11 protein-coding genes are annotated in these 13,164 nt (G+C 47.5%); 6 read left to right on the top strand and 5 right to left on the bottom strand.

Annotated elements, in window-relative coordinates; translation table 11 throughout:
- Window positions 1-23: 23 nt before the first annotated feature.
- The 3 genes from NKU06_RS07305 (at window position 24) to NKU06_RS07295 (ending at window position 3,673) form a co-directional block, all read left to right on the top strand.
- A complete protein-coding gene (locus NKU06_RS07305) occupies window positions 24-1,541 on the top strand; it encodes an aldehyde dehydrogenase family protein (protein ID WP_254729685.1) in 1,518 nt (505 codons plus the stop codon).
- A gap of 178 nt (window positions 1,542-1,719) precedes the next feature.
- On the top strand, window positions 1,720-3,111 hold the full coding sequence (locus NKU06_RS07300; RefSeq protein ID WP_254729683.1) for an FAD-binding oxidoreductase: 1,392 nt from the start codon (window positions 1,720-1,722) through the stop codon (window positions 3,109-3,111).
- Between the two features lie 64 nt (window positions 3,112-3,175).
- Window positions 3,176-3,673 (top strand): protein disulfide oxidoreductase, encoded by a 498-nt coding sequence (locus NKU06_RS07295; protein ID WP_254729681.1) that lies wholly within the window; start codon window positions 3,176-3,178, stop codon window positions 3,671-3,673.
- Between the two features lie 107 nt (window positions 3,674-3,780).
- Here NKU06_RS07295 and NKU06_RS07290 read toward each other — a convergent pair whose 3' ends face one another.
- Entirely contained in the window at window positions 3,781-6,405 is a 2,625-nt protein-coding gene (locus tag NKU06_RS07290) for a bifunctional aconitate hydratase 2/2-methylisocitrate dehydratase (protein WP_254729679.1), read from the bottom strand.
- 508 nt (window positions 6,406-6,913) lie between these two features.
- Here NKU06_RS07290 and lipA point away from each other — a divergent pair.
- From lipA to dapD, 3 genes are read left to right on the top strand one after another with little or no spacing between them, the layout of a single operon-like run.
- Window positions 6,914-7,951 (top strand): lipoyl synthase, encoded by a 1,038-nt coding sequence (gene lipA / locus NKU06_RS07285; RefSeq protein ID WP_078253238.1) that lies wholly within the window; start codon window positions 6,914-6,916, stop codon window positions 7,949-7,951.
- A gap of 26 nt (window positions 7,952-7,977) precedes the next feature.
- The gene (locus NKU06_RS07280; RefSeq protein WP_254729677.1) at window positions 7,978-8,922 is read left to right on the top strand and encodes an alpha/beta fold hydrolase; all 945 of its coding nucleotides are present in this window, start codon (window positions 7,978-7,980) and stop codon (window positions 8,920-8,922) included.
- A gap of 9 nt (window positions 8,923-8,931) precedes the next feature.
- A complete protein-coding gene (dapD, locus tag NKU06_RS07275) occupies window positions 8,932-9,753 on the top strand; it encodes a 2,3,4,5-tetrahydropyridine-2,6-dicarboxylate N-succinyltransferase (RefSeq protein WP_078253236.1) in 822 nt (273 codons plus the stop codon).
- Window positions 9,754-9,806: 53 nt separating this feature from the next.
- Here the strand turns inward: dapD and NKU06_RS07270 are convergent, their stop codons facing one another.
- From NKU06_RS07270 to NKU06_RS07255, 4 genes are all read right to left on the bottom strand, one after another.
- Entirely contained in the window at window positions 9,807-10,580 is a 774-nt protein-coding gene (locus NKU06_RS07270; protein WP_254729675.1) for a ThiF family adenylyltransferase, read from the bottom strand.
- Window positions 10,567-11,415 (bottom strand): TatD family hydrolase, encoded by an 849-nt coding sequence (locus NKU06_RS07265; RefSeq protein ID WP_254729673.1) that lies wholly within the window; start codon window positions 11,413-11,415, stop codon window positions 10,567-10,569. Before NKU06_RS07265 ends, NKU06_RS07270 begins: the two co-directional genes overlap by 14 nt.
- A gap of 99 nt (window positions 11,416-11,514) precedes the next feature.
- Complete coding sequence (locus NKU06_RS07260; RefSeq protein WP_254729671.1) at window positions 11,515-12,558, bottom strand: 5'-nucleotidase; 1,044 nt, start codon at window positions 12,556-12,558, stop codon at window positions 11,515-11,517.
- Window positions 12,559-12,565: 7 nt separating this feature from the next.
- Window positions 12,566-13,093 (bottom strand): GspH/FimT family pseudopilin, encoded by a 528-nt coding sequence (locus NKU06_RS07255; protein WP_253223088.1) that lies wholly within the window; start codon window positions 13,091-13,093, stop codon window positions 12,566-12,568.
- Window positions 13,094-13,164 lie beyond the last annotated feature (71 nt).

Here is a 13,164-nt window from a genome sequence, read left to right as displayed (position 1 = left end):
CCGTAACTTACAAGGAGTTTTTTATGTCTTTAGCCAATCAAACCCAAGCCCTACTTGCCAAAATGGGTGTCTCAGACACCTATCTAAACGGTGATTATACCGTCCACAGTCCGATTGATGGTAGTGAAATCGCCAAAGTCGCCCTGCATTCTACCGATGATGCTCACACAGCTATCGCACAGTCCAAAGCTGCCTTTATAGCTTGGCGAGTGATTCCTGCGCCCAAGCGTGGTGAATTGGTGCGTATTTTGGGCGAAGTGTTGCGTGAGCATAAGGAAGATTTGGGTGCGTTGGTGTCGATTGAAGCCGGTAAAATCACCGCCGAGGGCTTGGGCGAAGTCCAAGAGATGATTGATATTTGTGATTTTGCGGTTGGTCTATCTCGTCAGCTGTATGGCTTGACCATCGCATCAGAACGCCCTAGCCATCATATGCGTGAGACATGGCATCCGCTTGGGGTAGTGGGCGTGATTTCTGCGTTCAATTTCCCTGTAGCGGTATGGTCGTGGAACGCTGCCCTTGCGTGGGTGTGTGGCAACTCAGTGGTATGGAAACCATCCGAAAAAACACCACTGACCGCCATCGCTTGCCAAGCATTGTTTGAAAAAGCGGCCGCCAAATTCACCCAAAGCACTGGTATCGCCGTACCACAAGGCCTATCAGCACTACTACTTGGCAAAGCCGATGTCGGCAATGCATTAGTGGAAAGCCATGATGTCGCTTTGGTGAGTGCCACGGGTAGTACTCGTATGGGTCGTATGGTTGCCCCAAAAGTCGCCGAACGCTTTGGCAAGTGCTTGCTTGAGCTTGGCGGTAATAATGCCATGATTGTCACCCCAAGTGCGGATTTGGAACTGGCTGTGCGTGCGATTTTATTCTCAGCGGTGGGCACAGCAGGTCAACGCTGCACCACACTACGCCGTCTATTTGTCCATGAGAGCATCAAAGATGTCGTGCTTGAGCGTATCAAAAAATCCTACGCCAGTGTCAGTATCGGCAACCCAATGCAAGGCAATCTGGTTGGACCTCTCATTGACAAAGACAGCTTTGACGCCATGCAAAATGCCATCAGCCGTGCTGTATCCGAAGGTGGCGTGCTGACAGGTGGTGAGCGTGTATTGGCAGATAGTCATCCTGATGCTTATTATGTCAAGCCTGCTATCGTTGAGATGCCAAGCCAAACTGATGCGGTCAAAACCGAAACCTTTGCACCGATTTTGTATGTGATGAGCTATCGTGATTTTGATGAAGTCATCGAGCTACAAAACGATGTCCCACAAGGCTTATCATCGTGTATCTTTAGCGACAGCGTCAAAGAAGCGGAGTATTTTTTGAGTGCTAGTGGCTCTGATTGCGGTATCGCCAATGTCAATATCGGCACAAGCGGTGCTGAAATCGGTGGCGCTTTTGGTGGCGAAAAAGAAACTGGCGGTGGTCGCGAATCAGGCTCAGACGCTTGGAAAAACTATATGCGTCGGCAAACCAACACAGTGAACTATTCATCAGAGCTACCGTTGGCTCAGGGCATTGTGTTTGACTGATTGTTTATAAATTTAGCCACCAATCATTTGGCACAAATAACAACAATGAGTATCAAATCGGTGCTCATTTCTTTGATGAATTTGAGATTATTTTGATAGGATAAGCTACCCCATTTGCCATAGATAAGGTATAATTAACAAATTTCACAAATCATCTAGCCGTCACATAGGAAGCCTCATGAGCACACAAGCTTTTTTGACCGCCCTAAGCAGCGAATTGCCATCGCTTGCCATCAAGACAGATACCGACAGCACTGCCCATTGGGGTCGTGATTGGACCGTGCATTTTTCGGTCGATTGCACCGCTGTGCTTTTCCCAAAAACCACCGAAGAAGTCGCCACCATCGTCCGCCTAGCCAATGAACACGGCACAGCACTGGTGCCAAGTGGTGGTCGCACCGGTCTGTCAGCAGGTGCGGTGGCAGCATATGGTGAAGTGGTGGTGAGCTTTGATAAGATGAACCAAATCGGTACATTTTATGAAGCTGACCGTATGGTCGAAGTCGAAGCTGGCGTCGTCACCAAAGCCCTACAAGAGTTCGCCGAATCAAAAGACCTATATTATGCGGTGGATTTTGCATCGAGTGGCTCAAGCCAAATCGGTGGCAATATCGGCACCAATGCTGGCGGCATCAAGGTCATCCGCTACGGTATGACTCGCAACCAAATTCTTGGCTTAACTGTCGTCACCGGCAAAGGCGATATTCTTGAGCTAAACGGCGGTATGCTAAAAAATGCCACCGGCTATGATTTTCGCCATCTATTCATCGGTGCTGAAGGTACGCTTGGCTTTGTCACCAAAGCGCTGATTAAACTTGAAAAACAACCGGTCAATCTGACTGCAATGGTGCTTGGCGTGCCTGATTTTAACAGCATTACAGGACTGCTTGATAAATTTGGCAAGGCATTAAACTTAACCGCCTTTGAATTTTTTGACCACATTGCCGTAACCAAAGTCATTGAAGCAGGTCATACCAAAGCACCCTTTGAGAGCGAAACACCGTTTTATGTCTTGCTGGAATTTGAAGCACTCAATGATGAAGTGCTGGATACAGCAATGAGCGTGTTTGAAGCGTGTGCCGAAGAAGGTCTGATTGTCGATGGTGTGATGAGCCAAAGCGTCGCTCAGCTACAGGAGCTATGGAAACTGCGTGAGTCAATCTCTGAGACCATCTCAGTATTCACCCCGTACAAGAACGATGTGTCGGTACTGATTAGCCACTTGGGCAACTTTATCAGCGATATTGAGACAATCGTCAAAGACAATTATCCTGATTTTGAAATCTGCTGGTTCGGTCATATCGGCGATGGCAACTTACACCTAAACATCTTAAAGCCTGCCAATCTTAGCAAAGATGAGTTTTTTGAAAAATGCCAAACCGTGAACCAATATGTCTTTGATACAGTCAAAAAATACAAAGGCTCTATCTCAGCGGAACATGGTGTCGGCATGACCAAAAAACCGTATCTCACCTACACTCGCACGCCTGCTGAGATTGAGTACATGAAAGCTGTCAAAGCGGTCTTTGACCCAAATGGCATCATCAATCCAGGCAAGATTTTTGATTAATCTTTGTACACTTACAAAAGCTCTGCTCGTCAGGGCTTTTTGTTTTTGACCTATCAGACTGATTATGAAATGGATTAAAACTTTAGTCAGCTATGTGCTGATTTTTGCCGTCATCTATACAGCGGTGAATTATTGGCGTGCACCACAGTCAGTAGCACTACCATCCCAAGTCAGCACATTACAGACACCCATATCAAAGCTTGGCATCTCGCCTGCTATGCTACAGCAAAGCCATCAAACCCCTGTACTCGTCTATTTTTGGGCGACATGGTGCGGTGTATGTAGCATCACCAGTGGCAACATCCAAGCCCTCAGCCAAACTCATCCCGTACAAAGCATAGCCGTCCAGTCAGGCAATCCTGATGAAGTACACCGCTTTATGCAAAATCACGGCTATGACTTTGCAGTGGTGCATGATGCAGATGGACAGATTTTTGATGCTTGGCAAGGGCAAGTAACGCCATCATTTGTCATCATCAAAGACGGACAAGTCGCTCAGCGTTTTACAGGCATCTCGCCATTATGGTCGCTCAAGGCTCGACTGTGGTGGGCAAATTTCTAAACACGCCCTTATCAACACTCAATCTCATCAATCACACCCTAATCATCTAACAAATAAAAACACCGCCATCATAGCGATAGCGGTGTCCATATCGGCAAAAGCTTAGATTAGCTTAGCTGAGCGACATTGATTTTGTCAGCTTTGCCAGTGTAATCAGCCATTTGGTCGAAGTTTAGATAGTTATAAACTTCCGCTTGCATATTGTCAAGCTTGCCTGCGTACTGCTGATATTCTTCAACAGTTGGTAGCTTACCAAGTACCGCAGCGACTGATGCTAGTTCTGCTGAAGCCAGATAGACATTCGCACCTTGACCTAGACGGTTCGGGAAGTTACGGGTAGAAGTCGAAACAGCCGTTGAGTTTGGTGCGATACGCGCTTGGTTACCCATACATAGTGAGCAGCCTGGCATTTCGGTACGAGCACCTGCTTGCGCGTAGGTGTTGTAGTAACCTTCATCCATCAATTGACGCTCATCCATCTTGGTTGGTGGTGCAATCCACATACGAGTAGATAGGCTACCTGCTGGCACTTCTGATAGCAGTTTACCTGCAGCACGGAAGTGGCCGATGTTGGTCATGCACGAACCGATGAATACTTCATCAATCTTATCGCCAGCCACTTCTGATAGTAGCTTAGCATCGTCTGGATCGTTCGGGCAGCATAGGATAGGCTCTTTGATTTCAGACAGATCGATTTCGTACACTCGTGTGTATTCTGCATCTGGATCTGCTTTCATTAGGCTTGGGTTATCTAGCCATTTTTGCATATTTTCTGCACGGCGAGATAGTGTGCGAGCATCACCATAACCTTCTGCGATCATCCATTTTAGCATGACGATGTTTGAGCGTAGGTATTCAGCCACTTTCTCTTCAGAGACAGTGATCGCACAGCCTGCTGCTGAACGCTCTGCTGATGCATCTGATAGCTCGAACGCTTGCTCAACGGTTAGATCATTTTCCATTTCGGTCAAATCGATCTCAAGGATACGACCTGAGAAAATGTTTTTCTTACCTTTTTTCTCAACAGTCAAATCGCCTGCTTTGATTGCATAGTAAGGGATTGCATGGACTAGGTCGCGTAGAGTGATACCTGGTTGCATTTTGCCTTTGAACTTCACAAGCACAGACTCAGGCATATCCAGTGGCATTACGCCAGTCGCTGCAGCGAACGCAACAAGGCCAGAACCTGCTGGGAATGAGATACCGATTGGGAAGCGGGTGTGTGAGTCGCCACCAGTACCTACGGTATCAGGTAGTAGCATACGGTTTAGCCATGAGTGGATAACACCGTCACCTGGACGCAGCGAGACACCGCCACGGTTCATGATGAAATCAGGTAGTGTGTGATGCGTGATGACATCGATTGGCTTAGGATATGCAGCAGTATGACAGAATGACTGCATAACTAGGTCTGATGAGAAGCCTAGGCAGGCCAAGTCTTTTAGCTCATCACGAGTCATTGGACCTGTGGTGTCTTGAGAACCAACCGTAGTCATCTTCGGCTCACAGTAGGTGCCTGGGCGTACGCCTTGACCTTCTGGCAGACCACAAGCACGACCAACCATCTTCTGAGCTAGGGTAAAGCCCTTGCCAGTGTCAGCAGGTTGCTCTGGTGCACGGAATAGCGTTGATGGTGCTAGACCTAGTGCTTCACGAGCCTTGGCAGTCAAGCCACGACCAATGATTAGGTTGATACGGCCACCAGCACGCACTTCATCTAGAAGCACTGGAGTTTTTAGCTTGGTTTCAGCGATTTGTACGCCATCTTTGACTGCAGTGACAGTTGCAGTGGCATGGTCGATTTTTAGGGTAACTGTGTCGCCCATGTTCATTTCAGACACATCGATCTCGATTGGCAATGCACCCGCATCTTCCATAGTGTTGAAGAAAATTGGTGCGATTTTGCCACCTAGACACACACCGCCGTCACGCTTGTTTGGGATGTGTGGAATGTCATCACCGAAGAACCATAGTACTGAGTTGGTTGCTGATTTACGGCTTGAACCTGTACCGACAACATCACCGACATAAGCAACAGGATTGCCTTTGGCAACCAATTCTTTGATTTGGCTAAGTGGGCCAACTACACCTGGCTGCTCAGGCTTGATGCCGTCACGCTCATTTTTTAGCATGGCGTTGGCGTGTAGTGGGATGTCAGGACGGCTCCATGCATCTTGTGCTGGTGATAGATCGTCCGTGTTGGTTTCGCCAGTGACTTTAAATACAGTGATGGTGATTTCTTCTGGTACATCAGCACGGCTAGTGAACCACTCAGCTTCCGCCCATGATTCTAGCACTGCTTTAGCATTGGCATTGCCTGCTTTGGCTTTTTCTTCAACATCATGGAATGCATCAAATACAAGCAAAGTTTTCTTCAAAGCTTCAGCTGCCAAACCGCCAAGCTCAGCATTGTCTAGTAGCTCGATCAGTGGTGCGACATTATAGCCACCTAGCATCGTGCCTAGTAGATACACAGCGCGCTCTTTTGAGACCAGCGGTGATACCGCTTCACCTTTGGCAACAGCTGACAAGAATGCCGCTTTGACATACGCTGCTTGGTCAACGCCAGCTGGTACACGGTTTTCTAGCAAATCAACCAAATACGCTTCTTCGCCTGCTGGTGGATTTTTTAGCAATTCAACCAAATCCGCCGTCTGCGCGTCGGTTAATGGCTGCGGTGGCACGCCTAGTGCGGCACGCTCTTCGACATGAGCTCTGTATTGTTCTAACATATAAACTTCCTCTTTATCAACAAAAACCATCTCATGAGTGCTTGGTTTGGACTTTCTGCCAAGTGCCGAGAGATGCTAACTGTACGCTGACGATTTTGGCGTTGCGTTCCCACTTCTAATAATAGCGGAAAATTGGCATAAATTCAAAAAATCTGTTGCCATATCCAACATTTTTTTTGTAAATGATGGGAAAAGTTATCAAAATATAGCGACGCACAGCAATGAATTATGCCAAACTGGCATACAGTCTTGTGATCATCATGCCATTGATAGCCACTATTATTTAATACCCAAAAAGTTTAACGCTAAGCAATCTTAATTTTACTCATTGTTCAAAATCAGTATAAAACAAAGCCAAAGCGCAATCAATTCGCCAACCACTTGCCAAGTTTACCCGCCCATAGCCACAACAATGACAAATTTTACCCTGATTGCCGCCCTAAGCGTGCTATTTTTGTCAATTTGGCGTATAATAACGCTACTTTTATCACTATAATTAGGATAAGCCATGACTGTCCAAACCTTTACCCCAGAAGCCAAACCCGCCCCAAAAAAAGCCGTCCAAGGCGAAAAATTGCGTGGCTATGATAAAGTGGCTCGCATCCCAATCAAAGTCATCCCAACGGTCGAAACCCCAAAAAAACCTGACTGGATTCGTGTCAAGCTATCAAGCCCTGCCGAAGTCGATCGCATCAAGGCAACCTTGCGCAAACAAAAGCTCTACACCGTCTGCGAAGAAGCCGCCTGCCCGAACCTACCGCAGTGCTTTGGCGATGGGACAGCAACCTTTATGATTATGGGTGATATCTGCACACGCCGTTGTCCGTTTTGTGAAGTGGCGCACGGCAGACCAAACCCACTGGACAAAGATGAACCACGCCACACCGCCGAGACCATCTTGGGGCTTGGGCTAAAATACGCTGTCATCACATCCGTCGATCGTGACGATCTAAAAGATGGCGGCGCAGGGCACTTCGTCGAAGTCATCACCGAATCCAAGAAGCTTAGCCCAAATTGCTTGATTGAGATTCTTGTGCCTGATTTTCGTGGTCGTGAAGCCATTGCACTAGATTTGCTGACCGAGACCGCACCGGATGTCTTTAACCACAATATCGAAACTGTGCCACGCCTATACAAGGCATTTCGCCCGGGTTCAGACTATCAACATTCACTGAACCTACTCAAGGACTACAAAGCGCGCCGTCCTGATGTAGCAACCAAATGCGGCTTTATGGTTGGGCTTGGTGAGACCGAAGAAGAAGTCTATGCCCTGCTTGACGACCTAAAAGCCCACGATGTCGATATCGTGACCATCGGTCAGTATCTTGCACCGAGCAAAAACCATGCGCCAGTCGATCGCTATGTACACCCTGATGAGTTCGCACGCTATACCGAATACGGCAAAAAGCTTGGCTTTTTTAATATTTGGGCAAACCCAATGGTACGCTCAAGCTACTTTGCCGATCGTCAATATTATGGCGAAGACTGCCCACCGCCTGTGCGTAGTGCTAAAGCATTGGCAGCCGAAGGCAAAACAGGCTGTTAATTCACAAATAGCATCGCAGGTGACTCATGCAAAGTGTGATTTTATCATCCAACCAAGTCCATCGCCTACACCATCGCTTCTATGAGCCGACAGGTGATGTCAAAGCAACCCTGCTCATCGTGCATGGCATGAGTGAGCATAGCGGTCGCTATGATGCCTTTGCCAAATTCCTTGCCGAGCATGGCATTCTTGTCGCGACTTATGATCAGCTTGGGCATGGACAGACGGTCAAGGACAAATACGAGCTTGGGTTTTTTGACGAAAAGCACCCCGTGCAGACTTTGTGCAAAGATGTCATCATCATGGCAGACAGGCTCCAAGAAAAAGTACCCGCCGTGCCGCACTTTATCATGGGTCATTCGATGGGTTCGTTCATCGTGCGTACAGTGCTTGTGCATCATGCCACAAGCTTTGATGGCGTGATTTTGATGGGTACGGGCAATCGCTTTGGGCTGATCAATCAGCTCAGCCTAGGTGCATTAAGCCTAATGAATCGCCTTGCCCCCAAGCAAATTAACGAACGCATGGGCTATCTGCTCAATCAATACCTGCTTAATCAGCTGCGATCGCCAATCAGCGCATCGCCATTTGCGTGGCTTAGCGAGAATATCGATGCCATCAAGGCCTTTGAAGCCGACCCTTTATGCGGATTTTGTTTTACCAATAATGGCTTTGTCACCTTGCAGGCACTCATCGCCCGTGCCTGCCAAAGCGACTGGTATCAGATGATGGATGCCAATTATCCCATACTCCTAGTCAGCGGCAAAGACGATCCCGTCAGCAATCTAGGCACCGATATCAGACAGCTACAGCAAGCACTCATCCGTGCCAACCGACACAATGTGCGAGTGCATCTATACCCGAATATGCGTCATGAGCCACTGCATGAGCGTGATTATCAGCGGGTACACCAAGATATTTTGTGCTGGCTCAAAGACCAGCTTAACACCCATTCACTTCACCAACCTTAAGGAAATTTTATGTCAAATCTAGCCGCCATCATCGAACAAGCGTTCGAAGACCGTGCCAATTTCACCGCCGAAACCGTATCAGCCGAGATTCGTGATGCTGTTGAACAAGCCATCGAAGGTCTTGATAATGGTTCATACCGTGTCGCCGAAAAAATCGACGGTGAATGGGTCGTACATCAATGGCTAAAAAAAGCTGTACTGCTCTCATTCAAACTCAATGACAACGCCCCAATGCAATCAGGCGATTTGCAATTTTTTGATAAAGTTGCTACCAAGCACGCCAACTGGAGCGAAGAAGATTTTAAAGCCGCTGGCGTGCGTGTCGTCCCACCTGCGGTCGCTCGTCGCGGCAGCTATCAAGCCAAAAATGTCGTACTAATGCCATCATATGTCAATATCGGCGCATATGTCGATGAAGGCACGATGGTTGATACTTGGGCGACTGTCGGCTCATGCGCTCAAATCGGTAAAAATGTCCACCTATCAGGCGGTGTCGGCATCGGTGGCGTACTTGAGCCGCTACAAGCCAACCCAACCATCATCGAAGACAACTGCTTTATCGGCGCTCGCTCTGAAATCGTCGAAGGCGTCATCGTCGAAGAAGGCTCAGTCATCTCAATGGGCGTATATATCGGTCAATCAACTCGTATCTATGATCGTGAAACTGGCGAAATCCACTACGGCCGTGTGCCAGCAGGCTCTGTCGTCGTACCAGGCAGCCTACCATCAGCAGATGGCAAATACAGCCTATACGCTGCCATCATCGTCAAAAAAGTCGATGCGCAAACTCGTGCCAAAACAAGTCTAAACGACCTATTGCGTGCCGAATAATCATTCATCTGCATAAAAAAAATTGGGTGTATCTGATGATACGCCCAATTTTTTTACTTCTTGGCAAGTATCTGTAATGCCGTACTTGCCATCACCATGCCCGCTGTTGCCGTCATCACCACCGCCGAGCCATAGCCGCCGCAGTTAAGCCCTGCTTGGCAAGACTTATTCACTGTCGGCTGCTCATCCGAATAGACGCATTTTAGCCCAAATTTTGCCTTGCCACCTTTGGCGATGCCTTTTTCACGCAGTTTGGCACGCAGTCTGGCAAGTAGTGGGTCCTGGGTGACATCACGCAAATCAGCGACTTTTAGCCGTGTTGGGTCAAATTTCGCCCCCGCACCGCCTGAGACGATGCATGGGATTTTGTGGTATCGGCAATGCATGGCGATGGCAAATTTCGCCGCCATATCATCAACACAATCAAGCACAACCACCTGTCTACCATCAGCCGCCAAAGCTTGTGCTTGTGTCTTGCTTGGCAAAATCGATGCCACATTTTCAGGTGTCAAAAAATCATCAATCAGTTCAAGTTCAATCTTAGGATTAATCCCACGGATGCGATCTGCCATCACATCAATCTTACTCTCGCCAATGGTGTCCGTCAGTGCAGGCAACTGGCGATTGATGTTACTGGCCACCAGCACATCCATATCCACAAGCACGATTTTGCCAATCGCTGTGCGTGCAAGACTCTCAGCCGCCCACGAACCGACACCACCGACGCCGATGACATAGACGATGGCATTGGTAAATTTGTCAAATGCATCGCCATACAGCGTCCGCACACCCGTGAACCGGCGTTCATAATCATCAATTTGGGTCATGATATTTCCAATCAACTCGTAATGCTTGGCAACTATTATTCCACAAAATTTGTGCCAATTCATCTTTAGCCATATTAAACAAACTAGATAATTCATCCAGCACATAAGGCAAATTGGCAGGCTCATTAAAACTGCCCAAATGCTGACACGGCAGCGGCATCATATCAGGGCAATCGGTTTCAATCACAAAAGCATCCGCCCCATATTTAGCAAATACCGCCATCACTGCGCGACGCAGTTTTTTGGCATTGGGATTGGTGATTTGACCTGTGATACCAAGCTTAAAGCCCCGCTTAACAAAAGCTAAAGCTTCTTGTTCGCCACCGCTAAAACTGTGTGCGATACCGCCCCGTTCATGCGCATGATACTGATATCGCTCAAGCAGTCGCAACACATCGGCGTGATTTTTGCGAATGTGCAATAAAAGCGGCAATTCATACGCTTTGGCAAGTTTTATCTGCTCAATAAAAAACAGCTCTTGCTTAGCAAAAATTGTTGGCTCTTTTAATTCACTTGGATAAGTATCAAGGCCAATTTCAGCGAGAGCGACTGGCTTGTGATTTTTTATATATTCTTCAAGAATGTATAAATCTTTATGCTGCTGCTCTTGGATATATAAAGGATGTAGCCCAAATGCCAAATGCGACTTGGGTGCACGATCAAGCCCATTAATCTCATCATTAGCAGCGACCATTTGCTCAAAATATTTGGCAACAAAGCCAATCAAAATCAAATGACGCACGCCTTGTTGATAGGCACTATCAGCCATCTTGGCACGAGACTCATCATATTCAGGCACATCAAAATGCGTATGTGTATCAATCAGCTGTAGCATGGCGTTTGTCTTTTTGGTGGGGCTTGACAGGTTTTTTGCTGCTGCGTCTTGGAGCCAGCACCAATGCCAATACGATGGCGATTTTGAGGGCAGATTTCATCATGCTTTTGCCTTTGATTTTTTGACAGGGGTGAACGCCTGATCTTCCATATCAGGCACTGCTTGAGGTGCCAGAATATTAAGCTGAGATTCAGAATGATAAGGCACCAAAGCCGATGGCACGACCGAGCGCGCTGCATCGATGTGCTTGATCGAGTCATCGAAAAAAATGTGCGGTGCAAAGGTCTTTAGCACACCTGTCTTATCAAGCCCACCCAAGAAAAACGCCACATCAACTGTCACGCCCCACTCTCGCAAGGTCTTGATCGCACGCATATCTGCCGGTGCATTGCGCGCAGTGACCAGTGCAATGCGGATAGGGTTGTGCGGCGCATCGGTGCTTTGGTTGGGCAGTTTGGCTTGCAGTTGTGATAATTTGATCAAAAAATCCGCATACGGACCTTTGTCAATTGGCAAATCTGCCTTGCTCACTTCGTGATGATGAAATGCTTGCAAACCTTCTTGCTTGAACACCAATTCGCCCGCATCATCAAACAGCACTGCGTCGCCATCAAAAGCAATACGCAGCTGATCACTGTCCAAATCCTGCACCTTGACCGGTGTCGTATCCAACACCGCACAGGCACAGACGCGCGCGTCGACGACAACCTGCGCATCTTCGCGATTGGTGGTCAAGAACAAATCCACATTAAAATCTTTGATATAATTTGCCACCGAATCGCCGGAAATAAAGGCAGAGCGCGTGATGCCAAGCTCATAAGCACGGATAGAATTAAGCACCTGAATACCCATATCAGGGGATGATTTAGAGATGATCACCACTTCCACAAAAGGTGATTCCACTTCATAATCTTGATTGCTTTGGAATTTGTTCAAATTCAATAAAGCTTCAATCAAAGGATAGCCCGAGCCTTTTTGCAAAATCTCATTTTCGCGCGCTTGCTGATAATCGTGAAATCGGCGCGCAGCAGTCAGCTTGTCTTCTTGGATATACTCGGCAAGCTTAGCTTCATTTTCCGCCAAGTCAAATAACGCCGTCGCAGAAATCGCCACGATCAAAGTATTAGAAAAATCAACTGCCATACAAATCTCAACACATTATTTGGGTCATATTACCAGGACGCACCGTCACCAAGCCATGCATATTGATGGTAATTTGCTGGCTTAGGTTACGGTTATCGGTCTGCGTGCAATAGCGAAAACTACCGAAATGCCCGCGTGGCTTAGCATTGTCGCCCATAAATTTGATATAATGCCGCCCCAAAGAAACCTGCATGGCAATCACACCATGCTGCAGAGTCAGTGGCTGGCGAAAGACCATGGTATCATTATCATCGCGGCGGTTATTACCATTGTTATCCACATAAACCATCACACCAGACTGTCCCAAGCGGTCGCATTGCTCAAGCGTATTATAAGGGCATAAAATCACATCCTTATGACGTGATCTGGCTTCAATCTTCGCACGACGGATGGCTTCTTGCAAGTGCTTTTTTGTTGTATATGATTCCATGCGCGCTATCAGACCTTGATAAGCAGGCAAAGCAATCATCGCAAATACCGATATAATGGCAAGTACCACCAACAATTCAAGCAAAGTAAAACCTTGAGCTTTCATCACCACCCCCAACAAACCCTTTCAAGCTCTATAAACCAAAACCCCCACCAATCATGGCGGGGGTTTTAAAT

The organism is Moraxella sp. FZLJ2109 (genome assembly GCF_024296965.1).
GTDB lineage: Bacteria > Pseudomonadota > Gammaproteobacteria > Pseudomonadales > Moraxellaceae > Moraxella.
Note: the sequence above shows the minus strand (reverse complement) of the source record. Positions and strands in the feature narration are given on the sequence as shown.